The organism is Citrobacter sp. XT1-2-2 (genome assembly GCF_023516235.1).
Lineage (GTDB): Bacteria > Pseudomonadota > Gammaproteobacteria > Enterobacterales > Enterobacteriaceae > Citrobacter > Citrobacter werkmanii.
On the sequence record NZ_CP097324.1, the window covers coordinates 2,104,739 to 2,128,759 of the forward strand.

The 24,021-nt window shown below is 50.2% G+C and carries 25 protein-coding genes and 1 riboswitch; of the genes, 15 read left to right on the forward strand and 10 right to left on the reverse strand.

Annotated features, from left to right (window positions below; all coding sequences use genetic code 11):
* The first annotated feature begins 3 nt into the window (after positions 1-3).
* The 4 genes from copD (at position 4) to pphA (ending at position 3,812) form a co-directional block, all read left to right on the forward strand.
* Positions 4-876 (forward strand): copper homeostasis membrane protein CopD, encoded by an 873-nt coding sequence (gene copD / locus M4I31_RS09965; RefSeq protein ID WP_069324700.1) that lies wholly within the window; start codon positions 4-6, stop codon positions 874-876.
* A 20-nt stretch (positions 877-896) separates the two neighbouring features.
* Positions 897-1,235, forward strand: a complete 339-nt coding sequence (locus M4I31_RS09970) for a YebY family protein (RefSeq protein WP_038641391.1) — start codon at positions 897-899, stop codon at positions 1,233-1,235.
* A 581-nt stretch (positions 1,236-1,816) separates the two neighbouring features.
* Positions 1,817-3,097 carry a hypothetical protein gene (locus tag M4I31_RS09975; RefSeq protein ID WP_085048049.1) on the forward strand — a complete coding sequence of 427 codons (1,281 nt, stop codon included), beginning with the start codon at positions 1,817-1,819 and terminating at the stop codon, positions 3,095-3,097.
* Between the two features lie 73 nt (positions 3,098-3,170).
* Positions 3,171-3,812 (forward strand): protein-serine/threonine phosphatase, encoded by a 642-nt coding sequence (pphA, locus tag M4I31_RS09980; protein WP_085048050.1) that lies wholly within the window; start codon positions 3,171-3,173, stop codon positions 3,810-3,812.
* Here pphA and M4I31_RS09985 read toward each other — a convergent pair whose 3' ends face one another.
* From M4I31_RS09985 to yebS, 5 genes are all read right to left on the reverse strand, one after another.
* Complete coding sequence (locus M4I31_RS09985; protein WP_032939629.1) at positions 3,813-4,004, reverse strand: YebW family protein; 192 nt, start codon at positions 4,002-4,004, stop codon at positions 3,813-3,815.
* 122 nt (positions 4,005-4,126) lie between these two features.
* Positions 4,127-4,363, reverse strand: a complete 237-nt coding sequence (locus M4I31_RS09990) for a YebV family protein (protein WP_029139506.1) — start codon at positions 4,361-4,363, stop codon at positions 4,127-4,129.
* A gap of 100 nt (positions 4,364-4,463) precedes the next feature.
* Positions 4,464-5,885 (reverse strand): 16S rRNA (cytosine(1407)-C(5))-methyltransferase RsmF, encoded by a 1,422-nt coding sequence (rsmF, locus tag M4I31_RS09995; RefSeq protein WP_085048051.1) that lies wholly within the window; start codon positions 5,883-5,885, stop codon positions 4,464-4,466.
* 79 nt (positions 5,886-5,964) lie between these two features.
* Positions 5,965-8,598: a PqiB family protein gene (locus M4I31_RS10000; protein ID WP_038641305.1), complete on the reverse strand. Its 2,634-nt coding sequence runs from the start codon at positions 8,596-8,598 to the stop codon at positions 5,965-5,967.
* Positions 8,567-9,850 carry a membrane integrity lipid transport subunit YebS gene (yebS, locus tag M4I31_RS10005; protein ID WP_038641303.1) on the reverse strand — a complete coding sequence of 428 codons (1,284 nt, stop codon included), beginning with the start codon at positions 9,848-9,850 and terminating at the stop codon, positions 8,567-8,569. Before yebS ends, M4I31_RS10000 begins: the two co-directional genes overlap by 32 nt.
* Before the next feature lie 128 nt (positions 9,851-9,978).
* Between yebS and M4I31_RS10010 the strand changes: the two genes are divergently transcribed.
* The 4 genes from M4I31_RS10010 (at position 9,979) to htpX (ending at position 14,401) form a co-directional block, all read left to right on the forward strand.
* A complete protein-coding gene (locus M4I31_RS10010) occupies positions 9,979-10,476 on the forward strand; it encodes a GAF domain-containing protein (protein ID WP_038641301.1) in 498 nt (165 codons plus the stop codon).
* A gap of 96 nt (positions 10,477-10,572) precedes the next feature.
* Entirely contained in the window at positions 10,573-11,259 is a 687-nt protein-coding gene (gene proQ, locus M4I31_RS10015; protein WP_003833781.1) for an RNA chaperone ProQ, read from the forward strand.
* Between the two features lie 19 nt (positions 11,260-11,278).
* Entirely contained in the window at positions 11,279-13,327 is a 2,049-nt protein-coding gene (gene prc / locus M4I31_RS10020) for a carboxy terminal-processing peptidase (RefSeq protein ID WP_069324696.1), read from the forward strand.
* Positions 13,328-13,519: 192 nt separating this feature from the next.
* Positions 13,520-14,401: a protease HtpX gene (gene htpX / locus M4I31_RS10025; protein WP_003034964.1), complete on the forward strand. Its 882-nt coding sequence runs from the start codon at positions 13,520-13,522 to the stop codon at positions 14,399-14,401.
* A 46-nt stretch (positions 14,402-14,447) separates the two neighbouring features.
* On the opposite strand, the gene M4I31_RS10030 is transcribed toward htpX, so the two are convergent.
* Positions 14,448-15,821 carry an MFS transporter gene (locus tag M4I31_RS10030; RefSeq protein WP_038641296.1) on the reverse strand — a complete coding sequence of 458 codons (1,374 nt, stop codon included), beginning with the start codon at positions 15,819-15,821 and terminating at the stop codon, positions 14,448-14,450.
* Between the two features lie 174 nt (positions 15,822-15,995).
* On the opposite strand from M4I31_RS10030, the gene kdgR reads away from it, so the two are divergent.
* The gene (gene kdgR, locus M4I31_RS10035) at positions 15,996-16,787 is read left to right on the forward strand and encodes a DNA-binding transcriptional regulator KdgR (protein WP_006684175.1); all 792 of its coding nucleotides are present in this window, start codon (positions 15,996-15,998) and stop codon (positions 16,785-16,787) included.
* 114 nt (positions 16,788-16,901) lie between these two features.
* Here kdgR and M4I31_RS10040 read toward each other — a convergent pair whose 3' ends face one another.
* A complete protein-coding gene (locus tag M4I31_RS10040) occupies positions 16,902-17,141 on the reverse strand; it encodes a YobH family protein (RefSeq protein ID WP_038641292.1) in 240 nt (79 codons plus the stop codon).
* Positions 17,142-17,305: 164 nt separating this feature from the next.
* Between M4I31_RS10040 and mgrB the strand changes: the two genes are divergently transcribed.
* From mgrB to rlmA, 6 genes are all read left to right on the forward strand, one after another.
* Positions 17,306-17,449, forward strand: a complete 144-nt coding sequence (mgrB, locus tag M4I31_RS10045) for a PhoP/PhoQ regulator MgrB (protein WP_038641290.1) — start codon at positions 17,306-17,308, stop codon at positions 17,447-17,449.
* Between the two features lie 74 nt (positions 17,450-17,523).
* Positions 17,524-17,808, forward strand: a complete 285-nt coding sequence (locus M4I31_RS10050; protein ID WP_069324695.1) for a YebO family protein — start codon at positions 17,524-17,526, stop codon at positions 17,806-17,808.
* A gap of 635 nt (positions 17,809-18,443) precedes the next feature.
* Complete coding sequence (locus M4I31_RS10055) at positions 18,444-18,587, forward strand: DUF2627 domain-containing protein (RefSeq protein ID WP_006684179.1); 144 nt, start codon at positions 18,444-18,446, stop codon at positions 18,585-18,587.
* 12 nt (positions 18,588-18,599) lie between these two features.
* A complete protein-coding gene (cspE, locus tag M4I31_RS10060) occupies positions 18,600-18,809 on the forward strand; it encodes a transcription antiterminator/RNA stability regulator CspE (RefSeq protein WP_001062678.1) in 210 nt (69 codons plus the stop codon).
* A 219-nt stretch (positions 18,810-19,028) separates the two neighbouring features.
* Positions 19,029-20,774 (forward strand): peptidoglycan glycosyltransferase FtsI, encoded by a 1,746-nt coding sequence (ftsI, locus tag M4I31_RS10065; protein ID WP_085048052.1) that lies wholly within the window; start codon positions 19,029-19,031, stop codon positions 20,772-20,774.
* A 63-nt stretch (positions 20,775-20,837) separates the two neighbouring features.
* A complete protein-coding gene (gene rlmA / locus M4I31_RS10070) occupies positions 20,838-21,647 on the forward strand; it encodes a 23S rRNA (guanine(745)-N(1))-methyltransferase (RefSeq protein ID WP_085048053.1) in 810 nt (269 codons plus the stop codon).
* Here the strand turns inward: rlmA and mntP are convergent.
* The 3 genes from mntP to M4I31_RS10085 all read right to left on the reverse strand — a co-directional run bounded on the left by mntP (position 21,644) and on the right by M4I31_RS10085 (position 24,013).
* On the reverse strand, positions 21,644-22,210 hold the full coding sequence (gene mntP, locus M4I31_RS10075; RefSeq protein WP_038641279.1) for a manganese efflux pump MntP: 567 nt from the start codon (positions 22,208-22,210) through the stop codon (positions 21,644-21,646). The two genes, rlmA and mntP, sit on opposite strands and share 4 nt — an antisense overlap.
* Positions 22,211-22,340: 130 nt before the next feature.
* Positions 22,341-22,445, reverse strand: a riboswitch (yybP-ykoY riboswitch).
* Positions 22,446-22,642: 197 nt separating this feature from the next.
* Positions 22,643-23,101: a DUF986 family protein gene (locus tag M4I31_RS10080; RefSeq protein ID WP_038641277.1), complete on the reverse strand. Its 459-nt coding sequence runs from the start codon at positions 23,099-23,101 to the stop codon at positions 22,643-22,645.
* A gap of 60 nt (positions 23,102-23,161) precedes the next feature.
* Entirely contained in the window at positions 23,162-24,013 is an 852-nt protein-coding gene (locus M4I31_RS10085) for a PTS mannose transporter subunit IID (RefSeq protein WP_006684184.1), read from the reverse strand.
* Positions 24,014-24,021: the final 8 nt, after the last annotated feature.

The following is a 24,021-nucleotide window of genomic DNA, read 5'->3' on the forward strand; positions in this document are numbered from 1 at the left end:
CCGATGCTGGCATTTACCTGGGTTGCCCTGCGATTTATTCATTTTACCGCGTTGATGCTGGTGTTTGGTTGTGCGCTTTACGGCGCATGGCTGGCTCCCGTTTCGGTTCGCCGTTTAATGATGCGTCGTTTTTTACGTCTGCAACGCCATGCCGCGACGTGGAGTTTTATCAGCGCGACGCTAATGCTGGCGATCCAGGGGGGCTTAATGGGCTCAGGATGGCGGGATGTCGTCTCTACAGACGTTTGGGGCGCCGTTCTGCAGACGCAATTTGGCGGCGTCTGGCTATGGCAGATTATCCTCGCGATGGTCACGTTGGTGGTGACCATCGTTGTGCCGCGCAGCATGTCGCGACTGCTCTTGATGCTGACGATTGCTCAGTTTATTTTGCTGGCAGGCGTTGGACATGCAACGCTGCATACTGGCGTCGCTGGGGCTATCCAACAGGTTAACCATGCCTTACATCTGATATGTGCCGCCGCCTGGTTTGGCGGCTTGCTGCCCGTACTTTACTGTATGAGAATGGCGCAGGGCCGCTGGCGGGAACAAGCGATCGGAACCATGATGCGTTTCTCCCGCTATGGGCATCTCTTCGTGGCCGGGGTTTTACTTACCGGGATTATGAATGCCCTGTTTATTGTCGGTGTTTCCGGCTCCTGGCACATGGCTTATGGGCAACTGCTTTTGTTAAAAGGTGCCCTTGTCATGCTAATGGTAGCGATTGCCCTGGCGAATCGGTATGTTCTGGTACCACGCATGCAGCAGGATAATGGCTGTGTGACGCTCTATTTCATTTGGATGACAAAACTGGAATGGGGAATAGGGGCCGTTGTGCTGGCGATTGTCAGCCTGTTTGCAACCCTCGAACCTTTTTGATTGATGGACTGGCAAAACGCATGAAAAAAATCATTCTCTCTTTACTACTACTGGCAAGTTCAGGGGCCGCGCTGGCAGCGCCACAGGTCATCACCGTCAGCCGTTTTGAGGTTGGCAAAGATAAATGGGCGTTTAATCGGGAAGAGGTGATGCTGACCTGCCGTGCAGGTCACGCGCTGTATGTCATCAATCCCAGCACGCTGGTGCAATATCCATTGAATGATGTTGCCAGAGAACAGGTTGCGAGCGGTAAAACCACGGCGAAGCCGATTGAGATTATCCAGATTGATGACCCGACGAAACCGGGTGAAAAAATGAGCCTGGCGCCGTTTGTTGAGCGTGCAGAAAAACTCTGTTAATTGTCAGATGTAGCGTTCTGATTTCCAATAAAAAAACCGCAGGGTCTCACAGGAGAACTTGCGGTTTTTACATTTGGTCGTGTAACAGACTGCCTTTTTTTCCGGTCACTTTAGTCGCGGACTGGAAAACCTGGCGCTGTCATCTATTCTTAAATGGCAGGGTAACTTAGCCTGCATTAATGCCAACTTTTAGCGCACGGCTCTCTCCCAAGAGCCATTTCCCTGGACCGAATACAGGAATCGTATTCGGTCTCTTTTTATGCGGATTTCATTTCAATAAGTTAGAACGTCATGTCCAAAAATTTCCGAAATTTGTCCACATATCAGTATTTGGGATTGCTTCGTTATACCACACAGTTTTTAACATTCACAGTGTATTTGCAGAGAAAAAGAACAGGGATGGGCGCTGTTTTTCCTCGTATCCTAGAGTGTGCATGACGTATGTGTCAGTGTTTTCAGTGGGTTCTTGTTCCCTCAGACGTTTGGACTCGCTTGTACCGATAGCGGTATACTTCTTCATCAATAGGTGAAGTTCTCACCACTGACTCGGGACTTAGACTCACAGTAAAGAGACAGAAGAAATGGATAAGTTTAAAGAATGGCTGGTGATGGAAATTGGTAATGCAGACGATCTCTCTTCCTCATTAAATCTCTACACTAATGTCTATCAGTTAATACCTGAATATAAATTTGTATTTTCGTCTCCTAAAGGTCCATATCCGGGCTTTCAAACTAACAAAAAGTTCGAAAACGGAGCATCTATTCGTTCTTTATTCAATGATGAAAACGTGTTCGTCATGGATCCTCAAACGATAGAAGAAATGTTTAGTGATAAACGCTGCTCTACTTTTAAAATAGACTACTCAATATCCCTTGATAGCCAGGCATTAAGTTATTTGCGGCCTTATATTAACGGAAAGGTCTCAGGTTTAGATGATGACATTGAAGAAATATTCAATTTTATTTCCCATAAAAATACTCAGGTAGATTCTGTACTGTATGAACTGGAGAATCTTAACAATTTAGATGTAAAAGAAAACCATCATAAAATATTTGATAAATTGTTAGGTTACGAGTTTATAAAGGATGTAGATTTCATCAAAACGGGAAATACCGGGAAATTGACATCAAAAATATCACAAAGTGAGCTTTTACTTAAAACTGACAGGCATTTTAATTCTATGCTTGCTAAACACAAGGATTCTGAGTTCAGGCGTGCGCTACGAGATCGACATGATAGTATATATGCTTACCTTCTAATGATGAGTATCATCCAAATCAAGTCACCCGCCAGATCGCTAAAGAATAAACTTATCGATCTGTTAATTTTTGCACACAACAAAGTCGGTTTTCTGGCCACAAGAGAGCTGATTCTTGCAAGTGAGTTCTTTAAAAGAGGTACTCAATTTAGATTTTTTAACAAGATACATAAAAAATCAAAAAATATGTGGCCAGCTTTACATGGGATGGCATGGGACCTTACTCATTGCAGATATTTAGAACAAGCTATTACCTTCAATACCGGAAATGACCAACGGTATTTTTTCCCTGGAATTTTAAGCTGTGATAAAGGATTTATTGAAGCTATGGAGCTGACACCATTAAAGGCCGTTGCATTTAATACCCAGGGTGGGCCGCCACTGCTCTTTTACCATGATAATGACGTGAAAAAAATCACAGCAGACATACCTGAGGTTATTGATTTTTATATAAAAATAACTAGCAAACATAAAAGAGAAGAAAGAGCCAGCACGCGAAATGCACCCACTTATGACCTGCAATCTATTGTTACAGAACTGGAAGAAGAGCTGGAAGCTGTTGCCCAGGTGCCTGTTAGGCGGGCTGATCACATAGGGTCGTGACACCACCATCGTTCGGAATTTTGCTGCTATGGTTTAATTAAGTGAAGGGTAATATTTGTATGCAGGAGGTCAAATGGGACAGCCTGACAATATCTACCAGCGGATCGCAGCAACAAACTGGCGACACGTCTGGGTCGTTGGGGATCTCCACGGTTGCTTCTCTTTATTGATGGCTAAACTGCGCCAGTGCCATTTTGATCCCTGGCAGGATCTGTTGGTTTCAGTGGGCGATGTTATCGACCGTGGCCCTGACAGTCTCCGTTGCCTGCGCCTGATGCGTAAACGCTGGATTGTGGCAGTCAGGGGCAATCATGAGCAGATGGCGTTGGATGCACTGGCGACGGGGGAGCAACTGTCGTGGTTTATGAACGGCGGCGCGTGGTTTGCTCACGCGGATCAGCCCGCGGCGAGGTTAGCACTGGAAGCGTGCCGAAAGTTACCCTGGATTCTGGAACTACGCTGCCGGAGTGGTATACACGTTGTTGCTCATGCTGATTACCCGGATGATGAATACCAGTGGCAAAAAGAGGTCGATTTACAGCGGGTACTGTGGGATCGTGCGCGGTTGATGAACAATGGTAACGGCATACGCGGTGCGGATCACTTTTGGTTTGGCCATACGCCGCTGCGGCATCGGTTGGATCGCGACAATCTGCACTATATTGATACCGGTGCGGTATTTGGCGGCGAATTAACGCTGGTGCAACTGCAATAATCAGAAATCACTGTATTCCTGGGCCGGACGCCAGAAGCTGTCGATATAATCGTCCGCAGGCAAACATCCGCCGTTACGGATACGCTGATCGTCCATCGATACAAGGCATTGCTGCTCAGTTTTGTAGACATCAACCACGATATCTTCACAACCGCCGTCAAGGTAGCACACAAAAAGAACCAGCGTGAACATTCCATCCTCTAATGGTAAAGCCATACCTCTAATGGTAAAGCCATACCTCTAGTGTAGAAGATGTTGATAGATGAGGGAAATTAGCCAGGAAATAACCCGTCTGGCGACGGGTTCTTTTTGAATCAGGCAAGGCGCATGATCCAGGCATCTGACTTACGATCGTAGTGCTCGCGAAACAGAACAGAATGTTCTCCATTCAGAAGGGCCGGGACGCTGGTGTCGGCATCCCAGGCGTCCAGTTGCATACATAAATCCGGATCGGATTTACATGGAATGGTTAACGTTCGGTCCCCCGGCGATTCGCCATGCAACTCGGCGTCGTCGATTTCAAAAGCGCCAATGCGCACACTGGTTTTCATCATCGTGCTCTCCGTTTATCTGCTGATTGTGGTACGACCAGTTAGGCCGTCCATTTTTCAGCGTAGTCAACGTTAGCAAAAGCGCCAGTCAAAACGTGCGTTATCCTGTAAAGAGTTTGCCATCCCGGACAAGATCGCGTGGATAGCTATTCTTCAATCGCGATCCAATACGCTTTGCCAGGCCGATCGGCTGATGCTGGAAGGTAACCAACACGTCGTCAGTTGTGGGTGAAGTTTGCGGATAAACATCTCTACCGCGATACCACTCTTCCGCTTCGGCAAGGCTCAGTTCGAACGCATGGCTATGGCCTGGATCGGCGAGGGCGATGACGGCTTCATGCTGCCAACGGTACCCTTTGTTGTGGGTCTCAGCCAGTTTAACCCCGAGGCGGGAAAAACGAACTTTGCCAATCAGGGGTTCAATCTCTGTCGGAAATAACCAGATCTCTTTATCGCGCTGCCACAGGCGCAAATTATCTGCCCATTGTAATCCGCAGGCGTTAGCGGCCTGGGCAACAAGCGCGGATTCACGTCCTTTCAGCGGGCTGAACGGGAAGTTACCCACTTTATATTTCGGTGAGGGTAGCGCAGGAATGGCGGCCGTTTTGCGCAAACGCGCGACGAAGAAACCTTCACAATCGTAGATCTGCGGGAACACATGCAGGAATCCTTCCGGCGTCAGGGCGTGTTCAGCCTCCGGGAATAAATCGCCCAACGGTAAAAATTCAACGGCATCCGGGTAGGTTTCAATCAACCACTGCATAATGGCTTCGTTTTCGTCACGGTTCAGCGTACAGGTTGAATAAACCAATGTGCCGCCGGGACGCAGAGCGTGAAAAGCGCTGTCGAGGAGCTCACGCTGGGTTGCGGCAATTTCCAGATTACTTTCTATGGACCAGTTTTTCAGCGCATCGGGATCTTTACGTACCACGCCTTCGCCGGAACATGGAGCATCCAGCAATATGGCATCGAATGTTTCTGGTAATGCCGCGCCGAATACCCGCCCGTCAAAATGGGTCAGGGCGACATTGTTGATACCGCAACGGCTGATATTGGCATGCAGGACTTTGACGCGACTGGCGGAAAACTCATTTGCCAGAATCGCGCCCTGATTATTCATTTTGGCGGCAATTTGCGTGGTTTTGGAGCCGGGAGCTGCCGCGACATCCATTACGCGTTTCGGGGTATTGTCATCGGCAAACAGCGCGGCGACTGGCAGCATTGAGCTGGCTTCCTGAATATAAAACAGGCCGCTTAAATGTTCTGCGGTGCTGCCGAGCGGCAGTGACGTTTCATCATCGCGTTCAATCCAGAAGCCTTCAGCACACCATGGAACAGGGGTGAGCGACCAGTTATATGGTGCTGTCAGAGTGAGGAAATCGGCAACAGAGATTTTCAGCGTATTGACGCGGATGCTACGGCGTAGCGGACGCTGGCAGGCAGCGAGAAAATCATCGAATGAGAGCGTGGAAGGCATTGCTTCACGCATTTGTGTCAGAAAGGCGTCGGGAAAATAAGCCACTTGGTACCACCGGCAAAAAAACAGGTGCGCAGTGTAGCATAAGTGCTCCGGCGCGAGTACGCCGGAGCAAAGGGAGAGATTATCGTGGCAGGGCGGTTCCCCATTCACGCCACTCTTTCGGTTCGCTTTCCTGCAACAGGAAGTGTTTACCAGCCTGTGCTTTCGGGGCCAGTGGCGTACCCGGAGGGGTTGCAAAGGCGATACCGCCGCGAATGAACTGATTAAAGGTACCGGTCTTCACGACGCCGCCGGTCAGGCCGAAGTCGAGACTGTAGCCGGATGCCAGCCAGAATACAGAGTTGTTACGCACCAGATGCTGATAGCGCTGGCTGATGCGCATAGCGATCATCACGCGATCGGAAAGGGAACCGAGCGTCAACCCGGTGACGGTCCCCACTTCAATACCTCTGAACAGAACTGGCGTACCGATGTTCAATGAACCCGCTTCCGGTGCTTCCACCACAATACTCAGACCATCGAGGTAACGAGAGTCGGTGATAGTAGCTTCCTGCAGCTCAAAATCACGGCGCGGGTTACCGCGGCCAGGTTCAACGTTGATATACGGCTGTAAGATGGTATCTAAATGCTCCACGCCGGCTGCTGAGATTTGCGGGGTAATCACGGAGAAGCGTGTGCCGCTCCGCGCAAAGGTCTGTACGTACTCCGGATACAGTACCGCTTTGGCCTGAACTTCGTTACGGGCAGTGATCAGCTCAAGCGTCTGGATCTGGCCAATATCGATTCCCAGGTAGCGAATCGGCATCCCGGCCGCCAGTTTACCGGCATCGAAAGCGTGCAGGGTTATCTGGCCGCCCACCGCACGCGCAGCGGTTTCTGACGCATACAGAATCCGCTTGTCGCCTTTGCGTTGGCTGGCGCTGGCGCCGCTCAGGTTATCGAAGCTAATTGCGCCTTTAATCGCTCGCGACAGGGGAGAAGCCTGAACGGTTAAACCGCTGCCGTTAAGCTGAACCTTGGCGCCGCCCTCGGCCCAGAACACACTGTTGCTGGTCAGCAGGTTGCGATATTCCGGTTTGATATGCAGATCGATATCAAACGCATCGGCGCGTGGACGAACGCTAATCACTTCACCGACTTCGAATTTACGATATAAGACCACCGAACCGGCCTGCACATCCGGTAGCGTCTCGGCACTCAGGCTGACCGTGGTGGTTGGCAGATCGCTCAGGCTGTTCTCAATCGCTTTTTCCAGGTTGGCATACAGCGGGTAGCTTTTTTTCATTTCACCTTTTGTACCAGGCAAAATACGAATGCCGCCGCTGATCCACTCACTGGCGCTGGCGCCAAGAAACTCCACGCCATCAAGCCCAACTTTGACATCGACCCGACTGTTGACCACAAACTTACTGTCGCCTTGCACCAGCGCGCGATGCTGCGGTTCGATGGCGACGGTAAACGAAACGCCTTTGCTGGAGAGCGTGCGCTCAATCACCTGACCGACCTGTACGCCGTGAAGAATCAGCGGTTGGCCGGCATCAATACCGTAACTTTCCGGCGCGGTCAGCGTCAGCGTCATGACGCCCGGATCGTGTAGCAATGATTGCTCTGCAGGAATCACCGCAAACTGGTTACGCGGCTCGCCCTCGCCAGGTATCAGTTCGAATGTTTTGCCCGTCAGCAGCGAACTGAGATTCGCATCGCTTAATGATAATTTAGGGCTGTGTAATTCAATACGCGTGTTGTCGCGCAATAGCGTGACGACGCTGGGATCGACCGTCATCTCGCCGGTGACTTTCCCGCCCGGATTTAAATCCAGTTTGGTCAGTTGACCGACTTCTAATCCTTGATACATCAGCGAAGTTGAGCCTGCTTTCAGTCCGTCGCCGCTGGGTAAGTCGAGCTTAACGATCACGCCGCGCTGGCTGTGTGCGAGATCCTGATACAAACCAAACGTGTCGTCGGCAACGGCGGGTTGCGAATCTTCCGGTGAGTCAAAGGCAATGGCGCCATTTACCAGCGCAGCCAGACTCTCCAGTTTCACTTTGGCACCGCTGAGGCTGACATCCGCGTCTACCCCTGATACGTTCCAGAAACGACTGCCTTTTTTCACCAGATTGGTAAAGCGACGTTCAATCAGCACGTCGATGGTTACGCCCTGATTATTTGGGTTAATGGTGTAGTCATAGACCCGACCTACCGGGATTTTGCGGAAATAAACCAGCGAGCCGCTATTAAGCGAACCGAGGTCGGGGGCCCGCAGGTGCAGCATCAAATCGCCATTGTTCAGACGGTATTTCGGCTGCGTATCGAGCGCGACGAAATGATCCTCTGGCTCGCCGGTTCCGGGCATCATGCCGATATAGTTGCCGCCAACTAACGCATCCAGGCCGGAAACCCCCGCCAGTGACGCTTTCGGCGTGACCAGCCAGAACTGGGTATCTTTGCGCAGTGCATCTTTCATATTTGATTTGATGCTGACGCGGACTTCAATTTTACGCAGGTCTTTGCTGAGGTTGATGTCCTGCACCGTGCCCACTTCGACGCCCTGATAGCGAACAGGGGTACGGCCAGGCACAATGCCGTCCGCCGACATAAAGTCAATGGTTACGGTATTACCGCGATCTTCATAGCTTCCCCAGATAAGCCATCCTGCAATCATCAATGCGATGAACGGCAGCAGCCAGAACGGGGAGATACGACGTTTTGTTTTAATCTGCGCTTCAGTCTGCGAAGCGGGCGTTTCCTGACTCATGTGCATCCCAAAGTAAGCGGCTGTCCAGCCATTCCACTGCAAGAATAGTCAATATTACCGCTGCGCCGAAATAAAACGCAGCCGGTCCCATAGTAAAAGCAAGTATCTGATCGCGATTAATCAGCGACATGGTTAAAGCGATAACAAAAAGATCCAGCATTGACCAGCGACCAATCCAGGTCACTATGCGCAGCAGTTTGATGCGGGTACGCAATCCTTGCTCACATTTAAAATGAATGCTGATGAGCAACGTAAACATCACAATCACTTTGGTGAATGGCACCAGAATACTGGCAATAAACACGATCGCCGCCACGCCGATATTACTGTTCGCCAGAGACAGTATGCCTGACATGATCGTGTCTTCCTGCCGGGAGCCATTGACATAAATAATCGAGATAGGCAGGAGGTTAGCAGGCAGCAGCAGGACAATCGAGGCCAGCAGAGCAGCCCAACATTTTTGAATACTTTGATTTCTGCGCCAGCGCAACGGTATGTGGCAACGAGGGCAGCGGCCGCGGGCGTCCGGATACCCTGTAAAGTGGCAACCAAGGCAAACGCGAAGCTTTTCATCGGGCCGACGAGCAGGCCTTTGTGGGTAAAAACGGTCCCAAAGCTGTTCTACGTTGAGGTGCGATAACGTCAAAATACTGAGGATCACCAGCGCAATAAAAGCAAACAGTCCCACCCCAGGTTGCAAATAAGCATAGTCCTGAACTTTAATTGACGCGACGCCGATACCCACAAGATAGATATCGAGCATCACCCACTCTTTGAGCCTTTCCAGCATCAGTAGCACCGGACGCAGGTTCATCCCGAGAATATTACCAAACCACAGATAAGCGATTGAGGTAACGAGAATAATCGGCGCGCCCGCAACGCAAAATAGCACGAAAGATGCGGTGAGTGGGTCACCCTGGCGGGTCATTTGCCAGATACCCTGCATCACATTGGCGTCAATGCGTACACCGAGCAAAAAAATATGTAACAGCGGCTCTCCCCAGGCGAAGGGCATCAGCAGCAACATGGTGACAGCCATTGCTGCCAGCCGCGTTAAGGACCAGTCGCGTCCGTCACGGATTTTTGCCTGACAGCGTGGGCAGAATGCGCTTTGGTGCGAGCGCATTTTAGGCAAGCTAAATATCAGGTCGCATTCAGGACAACGATGATAATGTGCACGCGGTAGTGCCTCGCCGATAGACCTGATGGCTATTTTTTTAGTTGGCGTGATGCGTGATGTCGTAAGGGCCATGTATCGCGTATCAAAATGTTGAAGTAATGTTATCTTAACTCATGACGGGAATGATCTTGAGCATTAACGCATTTAATGTTTATTTTAGTAGGCTGCAGTTTTAAGTAAGACAACTAAGTGATTACATAATGAACAAATCAGAGCTATACACGGATCTGAACCGCGATTTTCAGGCATTAATGGCAGGTGAAACCAGTTTTCTGGCAACGCTGGCAAATACCAGCGCATTGTTGTACGAGCGTCTGGCACAAGTAAACTGGGCCGGTTTTTACCTGCTTGAGGGCGAGACTCTGGTACTTGGCCCTTTCCAGGGCAAAATTGCCTGTGTGCGGATCCCGGTAGGGCGTGGTGTATGCGGTACCGCGGTGGCGCGCAATCAGGTGCAGCGTATCGAAGACGTGCACGCGTTTGACGGGCACATCGCATGCGATGCCGCCAGCAACGCGGAAATCGTTCTGCCTGTCACCGTTGAAAATCAGATAATCGGCGTGCTGGATATTGATAGCACTGCGTTTGGTCGCTTCACTGAAGAAGACGAACAGGGGCTGCGTACGCTTGTGGCACAGCTTGAAACCGTGCTTGCAACGACGGATTACAAAAAATTCTTTGCGAGCGTCGCAGGATAATCAACGGATAACGTAGCAATTACTGATGACGTCATTATAATGTCGCCTGTTCATGCCTGCGCTTGTTGGCTACGTCCGTTGTAATCAGGAAATTTCATGGAAAATCAACCTAAGTTGAATAGCAGTAAAGAAGTCATCGCGTTTCTGGCCGAACGCTTCCCGCAGTGTTTTAGTGCTGAAGGCGAAGCGCGCCCACTGAAAATTGGCATTTTTCAGGATTTGGTAGAGCGTGTTGAGGGCGAAATGAACCTCAGCAAGACACAGCTCCGTTCTGCCTTACGTCTCTATACTTCAAGCTGGCGCTATCTGTATGGCGTTAAATTGGGCGCAACGCGTGTTGATCTCGACGGCAACCCATGTGGTGAGTTGGATGAGCAACATGTTGAACATGCTCGCAAACAGCTGGAAGAAGCTAAAGCTCGCGTTCAGGCGCAACGTGCAGAGCAACAGGCGAAAAAACGCGAAGCGGCCGCTGCTGCCGGCGAAAAAGAAGACGCACCGCGTCGCGAGCGTAAGCCGCGTCCTGCTCCGCGTCGTAAAGAAGGGGCTGAACGTAAACCTCGCGCTGAAAAACCAGCAGCAAAAGCACCGCGTGCTCCTCGTGAAGAACAGCATACCCCGGTATCTGATATTTCAGTGCTGACGGTAGGGCAGTCCTTGAAGGTGAAAGCAGGTAATAATGCGATGGATGCCACCGTATTAGAAATCACCAAAGATGGCGTCCGTGTACAGCTGAATTCGGGTATGTCTTTGATTGTACGCGCAGAACACCTGGTGTTCTGAAACGGAGGCCAGGCCTGGCATGAACACTTTTTTTAGGCTTACTGCGTTAGCTGGTCTGCTTGCATTAGCAGGCCAGGCACTTGCTGTAGAAGACATCACGCGTGCCGATCAAATCCCCGTTTTAAAGGAAGAAACCCAGCATGCGACGGTGAGTGAACGTGTAACTTCACGTTTTACACGTTCACACTATCGCCAGTTCGATCTGGATCAGGCGTTTTCGGCAAAAATTTTTGACCGCTATCTGAATCTGCTCGACTACAGCCATAACGTGCTGTTGGCGAGCGATATCGAACAGTATGCAAAAAAGAAAACTGTCCTCGGCGATGAACTGCGCACGGGCAAGCTGGATGTCTTTTACGATCTTTATAATCTGGCGCAAAAACGCCGATTTGAACGATATCAGTACGCACTAAGCGTGCTGGCGCGTCCAATGGATTTTACCGGGACTGACACCTTTAACCTCGACCGGAGCAAAGCTCCGTGGCCGAAGAGCGAAGCAGAGCTCAATGCGCTGTGGGACGGCAAAGTAAAATTTGACGAACTCAGCCTGAAGCTGACCGGTAAAACCGATGCGGAAATTCGCGAAACGCTGACACGTCGCTATAAATTTGCCATTCGCCGCCTGGCGCAGACGAACAGTGAAGATGTGTTCTCACTGGCGATGACGGCTTTTGCTCGTGAAATAGACCCGCATACTAACTATCTTTCTCCGCGCAACACAGAACAGTTTAATACTGAAATGAGCTTGTCTCTGGAAGGTATTGGCGCAGTTCTGCAAATGGATGATGACTACACCGTCATTAACTCCATGGTGGCAGGCGGCCCGGCAGCCAAGAGCAAAGCGATAAGCGTTGGCGACCGTATTGTCGGCGTGGGCCAGACCGGAAAAGGCATGGTCGATGTGATTGGCTGGCGTCTGGATGATGTTGTGGCGCTGATCAAAGGACCTAAAGGCAGCAAAGTTCGCCTCGAAATCCTGCCTGCTGGTAAAGGCACCAAGACGCGCATTGTCACGCTAACGCGTGAACGCATTCGTCTCGAAGACCGCGCTGTTAAAATGTCTGTGAAAACCGTTGGCAAAGAAAAGGTCGGCGTACTGGATATTCCTGGTTTCTATGTTGGCCTGACGGATGACGTAAAAGTTCAACTGCAGAAACTGGAAAAACAGAATGTCAGCAGCGTGATTATCGATCTGCGTACTAACGGTGGTGGCGCACTGACCGAAGCGGTCTCGCTTTCTGGTCTGTTCATTCCTTCCGGCCCGGTGGTTCAGGTTCGTGACAATAACGGCAAAGTGCGTGAAGACAGCGATACCGACGGTGTTGTGTATTACAAAGGTCCGCTGGTGGTGTTAGTCGATCGCTTCAGTGCCTCGGCATCGGAAATTTTTGCCGCGGCAATGCAGGATTATGGCCGTGCGCTGATCGTCGGTGAACCGACCTTTGGGAAGGGCACCGTACAGCAGTATCGTTCTCTGAACCGTATTTACGATCAGATGCTGCGTCCGGAATGGCCAGCGCTGGGTTCCGTTCAGTACACGATCCAGAAATTCTACCGTGTAAATGGTGGCAGTACGCAGCGTAAGGGCGTTACGCCGGATATCATCATGCCGACAGGTAATGAAGAAACTGAAACCGGTGAGAAGTTTGAAGATAACGCGCTGCCGTGGGATAGCATTGACGCGGCAACCTATACAAAGTCTGATAACCTGACGCCATTTGGACCTGAATTGCTAAAAGAGCACAATGCACGTATTGCGAACGATCCTGAGTTCCAGTACATCATGAAGGACATTGCGCGATTTAATGCGATGAAGGATAAGCGCAGCATTGCTTCTCTGAATTACGCTCAGCGTGAGAAAGAGAATAACGAAGATGATGCACTGCGTCTGGCGCGCATCAACGACCGGTTTAAGCGTGAAGGCAAACCATTGTTGAAGAAACTGGACGATCTGCCGAAAGATTACCAGGAGCCGGATCCGTATCTGGATGAAACGGTAAAAATAGCGCTCGACCTGGCGCATCTTGAAAAAGAGAAGCCAGCGGAACAGCCCGCAACCAGTCAATAACCGCCAACAGGCACAAGAAATTGTGCCTGTTTTTTTAACAACCGCATGAAGACGTCAGTCTGATACGATAAAATGTAAAGTTGTGTCTTTCTGGTGACTTAGCACCTATGGATGCTTGAAAATAGCCATAAGACCCATACGATATGGGTAATCGCATAGTGCGTTTTGTTAAATTGAGGTTAAAAGAAAATTATGATGCGAATCGCGCTCTTCCTGCTGACGAACCTGGCTGTGATGGTCGTTTTCGGGCTGGTATTGAGCCTGACAGGGATTCAGTCAAGCAGCGTTCAAGGCTTGTTGATCATGGCACTGCTGTTTGGTTTTGGTGGTTCCTTCATTTCGCTGCTGATGTCCAAATGGATGGCGTTAAAGTCCGTTGGCGGGGAAGTGATCGAACAGCCCCGTAATGAAAGAGAACGCTGGCTGATGAATACGGTAGCGAATCAGGCCCGTCAGGCGGGTATCGCTATGCCGCAGGTTGCAATCTACCATGCGCCAGATATTAACGCGTTTGCTACCGGTGCGCGCCGGGATGCTTCGCTGGTGGCTGTGAGTACTGGCCTGTTGCAAAACATGAGCCCGGACGAAGCCGAAGCAGTTATCGCGCACGAGATCAGCCACATTGCTAATGGCGATATGGTGACCATGACCCTCATTCAGGGGGTGGTCAACACCTTCGTTATCTTTATCTCCCGTATTCTGGCGCAAATTGCCGCCGGATTTATGGGCGGTAACCGCGATGAGGGCGAGGGCAGCAACGGTAACCCATTAATCTACTTTGCGGTGGCGACGGTGCTGGAACTGGTGTTTGGTATTCTGGCCAGCATTATTACCATGTGGTTCTCACGCCACCGTGAATTCCATGCGGATGCCGGTTCTGCCAAACTGGTCGGCCGTGAGAAGATGATCGCCGCGTTGCAGCGTCTGAAAACAAGCTATGAACCGCAGGAAGCCACCAGCATGATGGCGTTCTGTATCAACGGTAAATCCAAATCGTTGAGTGAGCTGTTTATGACTCACCCGCCGTTGGATAAGCGTATTGAAGCGCTGCGTAGTGGGGAATACCTGAAGTAACCCGAAGAAGTCTGGAAGAAAAAGCGCGTCGTCAGACGCGCTTTTTTTATGCCTGAACGCGCGGCTGCGTGATACGTAAGCCGCTCACTATGGCGGCAGCCGTTGCCAGTACACCCGCAGTTATCAGCGACATATGTGTTCCGCTGTCACCAAACTGATTGAGCATTAACGCCACCAGTGCCGCGCCGGTACTTTGCCCTAACAAGCGCGCAGTCCCCAGCATCCCGCTCGCCCCGCCGCTGCGTTCACGCGGTGCGGAGGTGATGATGGTGTGGTTATTCGGTGACTGAAATAGACCAAAACCCGCGCCGCACAATATCATCGGCCAGATGATATTAATATCGGAGGGCGCAGAGGGAAGTAACACCAGGGCAAATAATCCGCTTGCCATCACGGCCATACCCAGTGCACCCAATAGCCCCGCGTGGACGCGTTCGATAAGATATCCGGCCAGCGGCGCCATCACCATGGTTGCCAGCGGCCATGGGGTCAATAGCAGGCCCGTTTCGACTTCGCTACGACCGAGCACGGTTTGAAGAAAGAAGGGCAGAGAAACCATCGCCAGCATTTGCGCGCTAAATGAACAGATTGACGTGCAAATCGAGAGTGAAAACAGCGGAATGCGCAGCAGGTCAACCGGTAATAACGGTACCGGCAACGCCAACTGGCGGCGGATAAAGAAAAAACCGACCACGATAAGCGCCACAAGCTCGGTGCCAATCAATTTTAGCGACTGCCCTTGCGCAAATCCACTGAGCGCGGTAATTAACAAGCCAAACGTTAAGGCATTCATTACCGCACTTGGCAGGTCAAAGCGTGGTTTATTGCTGCGGGACGAATTAGGTGGCAAAAAGCGCATAGCCAGCAGCAGGGCAATTATTCCCAGCGGGACGTTAATCAGAAACAGCCATTTCCATGACGAGATAGAGAGGATCGCCGCGGCAATGGTGGGGCCTGCCGCTGAGGATACCGCCACGATGAAGGAGTTAATTCCCATCCCCCGACCAAGCTGACGCTGGGGATAAATAAGTCTAATTAATGCTGTATTTACACTCATCAGAGCCGCGCCGCCAAACCCCTGAGCCACGCGGGCCAGAGTTAACATTTGTAGCGAGTCTGATAAAGCACAGAACAGCGAGGCAAGCAGGAATACGACGAGACCACATTTATAAATGCGTCGATAGCCAAACATATCACCTAAAAATGAGAGTGACAGCAGTGAAACGACAATGGCGATTTGATAGGCGTTAACGATCCAGATTGAACTGGCGGGTGACGCCTGAAGGTCGGTAGCAATCGTCGGAAGTGCGACGTTAGCTATTGCGCCGTCGAGTACTGCCATAGAGATGCCAATAACAATGGTTAAAATTGCACCATATCGCTGGGGCAATGGCAGGCCATCAGCCTGAATTTTTTCCATAAGGGGTCATTTTATCGGGAATTATGATGAGAATAATAATCTTAGCATTGATATACAGGTGTTAGGTCGCAGATTTGTAACTAAGTAAGCAAAGAGCGATTGCGAGGGCAGGTCCGTGAAATTATAATAAAAACCGGTTCTGATTTTTATAAAACACTCGTAATGAGGTGATAAATGGCAATCGCAGATCTGGATAAACAACCTGATTCTGTATCTTCCGTGCTGAAAGTTTTTGGCATCCTGCAGGCGCTGGGTGAAGAGCGCGAAATTGGTATTACCGAGCTGTCGCAACGCGTCATGATGTCGAAAAGCACCGTTTATCGCTTTTTGCAGACCATGAAAACGCTGGGTTATGTGGCACAAGAAGGGGAGTCAGAGAAATACTCCCTGACCCTGAAATTATTCGAACTGGGTGCGCGCGCGTTACAAAACGTTGATCTGATCCGTAGTGCTGACATCCAGATGCGTGAACTTTCACGTTTGACCAAAGAGACCGTACACCTTGGTGCGCTGGATGAAGACAGCATCGTCTACATTCATAAAATCGACTCCATGTACAATCTGCGTATGTATTCCCGCGTCGGTCGTCGTAACCCATTGTACAGCACGGCTATCGGTAAAGTTCTTCTGGCATGGCGTGACCGCGATGAAGTGAAGGAAATTCTTGACGGCATCGAGTATAAACGCAGCACCGACCGTACTATCACAAATACTGATGAATTGCTGGTATTGTTAGATAAAGTACGTGAACAGGGATACGGCGAAGATAACGAAGAGCAGGAAGAAGGCCTGCGCTGCATCGGTGTTCCAGTGTTTGACCGTTTTGGCGTGGTGATTGCGGGCTTGAGTATCTCATTCCCGACGCTGCGCTTTTCCGAAGAGCGTTTACACGAATATGTGGCGATGCTGCATACGGCAGCGCGTAAGATTTCTGAACAAATGGGCTATAACGACTATCCGTTCTAATCCGCAGCAATAGCGCTAAGTGTAAAACCCCAGGTATTGCGTACCTGGGGTTTTTTAATGAATAAAATTAACGCTGTTTTGCGCAAATAGCATTGAGAATGTATTGCCGCTATCTTAACCGTTATCGATAACGACAGTACTTTTCCGCAATACAGGGCAATCTGAAAGGCCAATAAGGCCGCTGTTTGAGTGGACATATTGTGCGGTGCTGGTCCCGCGGGCGGTCAGATATTGGCATTGCAGACCCAGACCGGCCGCATTCTCTTTACTCCCAATCAAAATGCCATAGCCGCTGAGTAATAAACCGATCCAAACCAGAGCTAACAACACAATAGCGCGGATAATCAGACGCATTACAACCTCTTATCTTTTCTCGTTATTAGTAGATTAGCCTGTACACGGGATGAAACAAGTCAATCATTCCTAAAAAGATGGAATGCCGTTACAGTTAACGCTGGGTTTAGGTAACGCATGATAATTTATAGTCATAAGATGTAGAGTTGAAGAGTGGAGCTGGAGTGAAAAAAATACGCTGGGTGGTACTGATTGTTATCGTGCTGGTATGCATATTGATGTGGGCGCAGGTGTTTAACATCATGTGCGATCAGGACGTACAATTTTTCAGCGGTATTTGTGCCATCAATAAATTTATTCCCTGGTAAGCGCATTTTTACAACAGTTGATTACCTTCTTGTGCGGCAGTGGTAAACTACGCTGTCTACATTGAGGTGGTGAAATGAACGAAGTTTTGAATTCTGGCGCGTTGAGTTTTGCGTCTTTAGCGGTATCGGTGGTGGTTTTGGTTGTTGGGCTTGTGTTGTGGTTTTTCGTCAATCGGGCAAGTTCGCGTACTAACGAGCAGATAGAACTGCTTGAAGCATTGTTAGACCAGCAAAAAAGACAGAACGCATTGCTCCGTCGCCTTTGTGAAGCTAACGAACCAGAAAAAACGGCAGAGCCTGCAGCGGTTGCTGCGAAGGATGAAGATGACGACATCATCCGCCTGGTAGCTGAGCGCTAAAAACAGTATGGCAGGGTGAAGGTCTGCTGATGCGGTTCGCAGATACCTCATCCTGTCGTCAACATGTCAGATCATTTTCTTCTGCTCTCGCCGCGTAATTAGCGTTCGGTGTCGCCTGTCACCTGAGTATTTTCAGATACTCTATCCAATTAATATCTTATGTGCGGTCTGATCTAATATATTTTCCCATACGTTAAAAATATGATTATGTCATTTTTGTGATAGCGATCGTCTTATTCACAGCGAAACGTTTCTCTTACTTTTTTTGTGCATTGTCATCATTCTTTCATTATTTTAGTGCAAAACCAGAAGGCGGATCTCATTTTTACGCTTGTGACATTTTATGCATTACTAAGCATAAAAAATGATATCTACCAGCCCCTGTGACAGATAACCTGGAACAACCGAAGCTATTGAGCTATGGTAGAAATGTCCCTGTGACGGTGCAAGCCTGACGGGGCAAGGGGAGAGAAGTGAGAATATAACTCTGCTCGGTCTGGCGCATAACTGTGCAGTGGTTGTTTGATGAACAACAGGATTTGTGCGACCGATCGAGACACGTTTAAAAATGGCTTGCCATTATTTACGTTGTATGTGATAACACGTTTTGGGTTAAACGAGGTACAGTTCTGTTTATGTGTGGCATTTTCAGTAAAGAAGTCCTGAGTAAACACGTTGACGTTGAATACCGCTTCTCTGCCGAACCTTATATTAGTGCCTCAAGCAGTAATGTCTCAGTTTTATCTATGTTATGCCCGCGGGCGAAGAAAATACTCTAAGGAATTTTGCAAATGGCAAAGATTAAAGGTCAAGTTAAGTGGTTCAACGAGTCTAAAGGTTTTGGCTTCATTACTCCGGCTGATGGCAGCAAAGACGTGTTCGTACACTTCTCCGCTATCCAGGGTAACGGCTTCAAAACTCTGGCTGAAGGCCAGAACGTTGAGTTCGAAATTCAGGACGGCCAGAAAGGTCCGGCTGCTGTAAACGTAACAGCTATCTGATCGACACCACTGATTTGATGCGCTCTTGCGCAACCATCTCAGATATAAAGCCTCGCTTATGCGGGGCTTTTTAATTCAAATTACGTCAAAATATTTCTGAAAGCCCATCCATTAGCGCTTTGTTGCAAAGGCGTGATGTTCGTAGCATAGTTTTCCCCGCATTCTCGCGGCATTTCTCGTTAAATCAGACACCTGAAAAACTATCATGCGGGAGTCCAGGTGAAAAAGAAAAACGACATAGATGCGCGCAATTTTACTCCCGTACGTTTTGCCCTGCTTTGTGTGGCGATATTATTAAGCCTGGGATTGCTGCTGGGTCGTGTGGCGTGGCTACAAATTGTCACGCCGACAACTTTGGTAAAACAGGAAGATATGCGTTCGTTACGCGAGGTTACCATTGCCTCGCCACGCGGAATGATTACCGACAGAGAAGGGCGACCGCTGGCGGTAAGTGTCCCGGTGAATGCCGTCTGGGCAGACCCTAAAACCATTATCAGCAAGGGAGGCGTGGGCTACAACGAACGTTGGCAGGCGTTAGCAAAGACTCTGAACATTTCGCTCAGTTCTCTGGCTGAGCGTGTTAACAGTAATCCTGCGGGACGCTTTATTTATCTGGCGCGCCAGATCTCTCCTCAGCAGGCTGAATGGATCGATAACCTTAATCTTCCGGGAATCAATCTGCGTGAAGAATCACGCCGCTTTTATCCCGCCGGACATGTTGCGGCTAATCTCATTGGTTTCACCAATATTGATGGCCAGGGTATTGAAGGCCTGGAGAAAAGCTTCAATAGCCAGTTGATGGGCAAACCCGGCTCCCGCCTGGTCCGTAAAGACAAATTTGGCCATGTCATCGAAAATATCACCGAAGTGATGCCGGTGCCTGCACATGAGTTACAACTCAGTATTGATGAGCGTTTGCAGACGGTCACCGAAGACGCGCTGGACAATGCCGTTACATGGAATAAAGCGGAATCCGGGGCCGCGGTACTGGTTAATATTGAGACCGGCGAAATTCTCTCCATGGCAAGCTTCCCCGACTTTAACCCCAACAATCGAGACGGCGCGGTACTGGATGATTTTCGTAACCGTGCCATTAGCGACACCTTTGAACCCGGTTCAACCGTTAAGCCGCTGGTGATCATGACCGCGCTCCAGCAGGGGATTGTGCAACCGGACAGCGTAATTGATACCCATCCTTTTAATGTCGACGGGCATCGTATTCGCGACGTCGGATTTTACCCGGAGCTGTCGCTGACCGGCATTTTGCAGAAATCGAGCGACACGGGCGTTTCGCACTTGTCGTTAGCTATGCCGGTGCAGAAATTGCTGGATACCTATAAACGTTTTGGCTTTGGCGACCCAACCGGGTTGGGATTAACCGGCGAAAGCAGTGGTTTAATGCCTCAACGCCGTTACTGGAGCGATTTGGATCGCGCCACCTTTGCATTCGGTTATGGGCTCATGGTGACGCCGCTCCAGTTGGCGCATGTCTATGCCACCATCGGTAGTTTTGGCATCTATCGCCCCCTTTCTATCACGCGTATTGATCCGCCGGTAATAGGGACGCGGGTGATGCCGGAGGCGCTGGTTCATCAGGTTGAACATATGATGGAAAGCGTCGCGTTACCCGGCGGTGGGGGAACCAAGGCCGCGGTCAGGGATTATCGGGTTGCGGTGAAGACCGGGACGGCGAAAAAAATTGGCGATGATGGTAAATATGTTGATAAATACGTGGCTTATACGGCAGGCGTTGCGCCAGCGAGCGACCCGAAATTCGCCTTAGTCGTGGTTATTAATAATCCACAAAACGGTGCTTACTATGGGGGCGCCGTCTCCGCGCCGGTATTCAGCCAGATTATGGGAGATGTTTTACGCCTGGAAAATGTTAAACCAGACGGCATGCCTGCCGACTCCGATCACCTGCTGGTGATGCATGGCGACAGCGTATCCTCGCCGACGCTGTAAGTTATTTTCCCGGGGCGCAATTCGCGTTACACTTGCGCCCTCAAATCACCTGCCGGAGTTGTCATGTCGTTTTCCTGTCCTCTTTGCCACCAGCCTCTTACTCAAACGAAAAACAGTTTTATTTGCCCTGAGCGGCACCAGTTTGATGTGGCGAAAGAAGGGTATGTCAACTTACTGCCGGTTCAGCATAAGCGGTCGCGCGATCCGGGTGACAGCGCTGAGATGATGCAGGCGCGCCGGGCGTTTCTTGATGCCGGACACTATCAACCGCTGCGTGACGCGATTGTGAATGTGCTTGCGCAGACGCTGAGTTCAGCGAACGCGGCGATTCTGGATATCGGCTGTGGAGAAGGGTATTACACCCATGCCTTTGCCGATACGCTGACTGGCGGCAAGACCGTTGGCCTCGACGTCTCTAAAGTGGCGATTAAGGCCGCAGCCCGCCGTTATCCGCAGGTCACCTTTTGCGTGGCTTCCAGCCATCGTCTGCCGTTTGCCGATGCGTCCATGGATGCCATCATCAGGATCTACGCGCCTTGTAAAGCGCAAGAGCTGGCTCGCGTGGTGAAACCGGGGGGATGGGTAATCACCGCCACGCCTGGGCCGCGTCATTTAATGGAGCTGAAAGGGCTGATTTATGATGAGGTGCGTTTGCATGCGCCACATACCGAACAACTGGAAGGTTTTGTTCTGCAGCAAAGTATTGCGCTGGGCTATCAGATGCAGCTCCAGGGCAGCGAAGCCGTAGCATTACTGCAAATGACGCCGTTCGCCTGGCGGGCAAAACCGGAAGTGTGGGAAACGCTGGCAGGAAAAACGACGTTTGACTGCCAGACAGATTTTAGTATTCACATCTGGCAGCGCCAGAATTAACCGTGGAAGTGCGCCCAGAGGATCTGGGCGCCGATACCAATCAGTACCACCCCGCCCAGGATTTCAGCTCGTTTGCCCAGCATCGGACCAATAAAACGACCGATCATCATGCCGAGCGTGGACATCATCAACGTGGCGCAGCCGATGGCCAGCGCAGTCGCAATAATGTTAACCTGCAGGAACGCCAGACCCACCCCGACGGCCATCGCGTCGAGACTGGTGGCGATAGCGGTGGTGACCAGCAGCCAGAATCCGTGGCGGCGCGGCGGTTCTTCATCTTCATCACCGTTGTCGCGAAAACCTTCGATTATCATTCGCCCACCTAAGAAAATCAGCAGAATGAAAGCGATCCAGTGGTTCCACTCCAGCACGAATTTGCTTGCCAGCATGCCCATTCCCCAGCCAATCAGCGGCGTCAGGGTTTCAACTGCGCCGAAAATGAGACCGGTGCGCAGAGCTTCAGAAAATTTGGGTTTATGCAGGGTGGCGCCTTTGCCAATTGATGCAGCGAAAGCATCCATCGACATGCCGAAAGCGAGAAGTACAGTAGCGGTGAGATTCATAACAGCGTCCTGACCGGGGTATCCATAAAACACATCACTGCCCCCAGTAACCATGCACACAGATTAAAATCACGAAATATATCGTGCCATTCAGGTATGCATTGCAGTTGATGTGCCTATGGTCTCGCCTGACTGAAGCTGTATGTTCAGTCCGTACGCGCCACGTTTTTCAACGAGTATGTTGACACGTACATTTCCGGAGTCTGGAAATCGGCTACTCCCCAACGACGGGCGCAACCTTAACATATATTGAGAATATAAAACAAGAAACAGGGAAATAATATTTGACTTCTAATTGAAAACGATTTTCATTTAGATTTATTTATAAACAGAACGTTAAAATAAATAACATTACGGACGTTGTAATATAGCCTTAGCTATGTTTTGTTTTCAAAAAAATATAAAAAACATAGTTCAGGCTATCTTTCTAATTCACTGATTTGAAATGAGAAGTTTATATATTTTTTCAAGATCGTCTATATTTCGTACGCGAACCAGCAATCTCCGCTGTTCTAATTGCATCACCAGCACGCCGTCCTCTGATAAATTCATCTCTTTAATGCGGTTATATTCAATCCAGACGTTGGCAAAGAAAAACCCTTTTTGCTTGAAGATGATTTTCGGCGTACGGATCCAGAACAGATACAACCCCATCAATATCAGTGCGCATAATAACCACGTGGTGAATTGCGCCCCGTGGCTGGTGACGTTGTTGTAAATAAGAATAGCTACCAGGCCAATGAAGATAACACTGTCAACACGGCTGCGAGGAAGCAGGGCGACCGTCAGCAGAGTAAGGCCATTACGGCGGGGCATGATGAACTGATCGTAAATGGCATACGCCAGCAGCGAAAAGATAAAAAGAACCAGCACCAGGTCCGTGATAGTCATGAATCCTCAATCCTCTGAATAGAAAAACCGGGGGCAAGCCCCCGGTGGTGTACAACAGTCTTACAGGCCAAGCAGGCCGACAGCGTAGCCCGCGATACCGATGATGAAGAAGCCAACGATAATCCACAGCGGGTTCACTTTCTTACGCAGCAGCCACATACAAGCGAAAGTCAGCAGCAGAGGAACCAGGCCCGGCATCAGCTGGTCAAGGATAGTCTGCACGGTGGTGACGCGAGTCTGACCATCCTGACCGGTGATAGTGGAGACCACCAACGGGATATTCACGTGCGTCCACTTGTTAACCAATGCCCCCATGACAAACAGGCCGAGGATTGACGCCCCCTCAGTCAGTTTCTGCAGGAAGCCACCGCCCATATCCTTAACGATATCGACCCCTTTACGGTAGCCGTATGCCACACCGTAGTAACGGGTTGCCAGACGCACCAGGTTAAACAGGATGAAGAACAACAGTGGTCCAAGCAGGCTGCCGCTCATCGCGATACCAGCGCCAAGCGCAGCAAATACCGGACGTACCGTACCCCAGAAGATTGGGTCGCCGACGCCTGCCAGCGGTCCCATCAGACCAACTTTGATACCGTTGATAGCACCATCGTCAATCTCTGCGCCGTTGGCACGCTGCTCTTCCATCGCCAGCGTAACGCCCAGCACAGGTGCGGCTACGTACGGATGGGTGTTAAAGAATTCCAGGTGACGCTTAATAGCCTGCTTACGTGCGTCGTTGTTTTCCGGGTACAAACGGCGGATAGCCGGTACCATGGAGAAACAAAAACCCAGCGCCTGCATACGTTCGAAGTTCCATGAACCCTGAAACAGGTTAGAACGAATGAACACGCCACGAATGTCACTCGGAGTGAGTTTTTTCTCGGTGGTAGTTTTAGTCATATCAACCATTTCGCTCA

Excerpts from the sequence above, each read along its gene's own strand:
- htpX (WP_003034964.1), top strand. The coding sequence starts at position 13,520 with ATGATGCGAATCGCGCTCTTCCTGCTGACGAACCTGGCTGTGATGGTC.
- M4I31_RS10030 (WP_038641296.1), bottom strand. The coding sequence starts at position 15,821 with ATGGAAAAAATTCAGGCTGATGGCCTGCCATTGCCCCAGCGATATGGT.
- M4I31_RS09975 (WP_085048049.1), top strand. The coding sequence starts at position 1,817 with ATGGATAAGTTTAAAGAATGGCTGGTGATGGAAATTGGTAATGCAGAC.
- cspE (WP_001062678.1), top strand. The coding sequence starts at position 18,600 with ATGGCAAAGATTAAAGGTCAAGTTAAGTGGTTCAACGAGTCTAAAGGT.
- M4I31_RS10000 (WP_038641305.1), bottom strand. The coding sequence starts at position 8,598 with ATGAGTCAGGAAACGCCCGCTTCGCAGACTGAAGCGCAGATTAAAACA.
- copD (WP_069324700.1), top strand. The coding sequence starts at position 4 with ATGCTGGCATTTACCTGGGTTGCCCTGCGATTTATTCATTTTACCGCG.
- yebS (WP_038641303.1), bottom strand. The coding sequence starts at position 9,850 with ATGGCCCTTACGACATCACGCATCACGCCAACTAAAAAAATAGCCATC.
- rlmA (WP_085048053.1), top strand. The coding sequence starts at position 20,838 with ATGTCGTTTTCCTGTCCTCTTTGCCACCAGCCTCTTACTCAAACGAAA.
- kdgR (WP_006684175.1), top strand. The coding sequence starts at position 15,996 with ATGGCAATCGCAGATCTGGATAAACAACCTGATTCTGTATCTTCCGTG.
- M4I31_RS10050 (WP_069324695.1), top strand. The coding sequence starts at position 17,524 with ATGAACGAAGTTTTGAATTCTGGCGCGTTGAGTTTTGCGTCTTTAGCG.
- proQ (WP_003833781.1), top strand. The coding sequence starts at position 10,573 with ATGGAAAATCAACCTAAGTTGAATAGCAGTAAAGAAGTCATCGCGTTT.
- pphA (WP_085048050.1), top strand. The coding sequence starts at position 3,171 with ATGGGACAGCCTGACAATATCTACCAGCGGATCGCAGCAACAAACTGG.
- M4I31_RS10010 (WP_038641301.1), top strand. The coding sequence starts at position 9,979 with ATGAACAAATCAGAGCTATACACGGATCTGAACCGCGATTTTCAGGCA.
- M4I31_RS09985 (WP_032939629.1), bottom strand. The coding sequence starts at position 4,004 with ATGTTCACGCTGGTTCTTTTTGTGTGCTACCTTGACGGCGGTTGTGAA.
- M4I31_RS10080 (WP_038641277.1), bottom strand. The coding sequence starts at position 23,101 with ATGACTATCACGGACCTGGTGCTGGTTCTTTTTATCTTTTCGCTGCTG.
- M4I31_RS10055 (WP_006684179.1), top strand. The coding sequence starts at position 18,444 with ATGTGTGGCATTTTCAGTAAAGAAGTCCTGAGTAAACACGTTGACGTT.
- M4I31_RS09990 (WP_029139506.1), bottom strand. The coding sequence starts at position 4,363 with ATGAAAACCAGTGTGCGCATTGGCGCTTTTGAAATCGACGACGCCGAG.
- M4I31_RS10085 (WP_006684184.1), bottom strand. The coding sequence starts at position 24,013 with ATGGTTGATATGACTAAAACTACCACCGAGAAAAAACTCACTCCGAGT.
- M4I31_RS10040 (WP_038641292.1), bottom strand. The coding sequence starts at position 17,141 with ATGCGTCTGATTATCCGCGCTATTGTGTTGTTAGCTCTGGTTTGGATC.
- M4I31_RS09970 (WP_038641391.1), top strand. The coding sequence starts at position 897 with ATGAAAAAAATCATTCTCTCTTTACTACTACTGGCAAGTTCAGGGGCC.
- mntP (WP_038641279.1), bottom strand. The coding sequence starts at position 22,210 with ATGAATCTCACCGCTACTGTACTTCTCGCTTTCGGCATGTCGATGGAT.
- prc (WP_069324696.1), top strand. The coding sequence starts at position 11,279 with ATGAACACTTTTTTTAGGCTTACTGCGTTAGCTGGTCTGCTTGCATTA.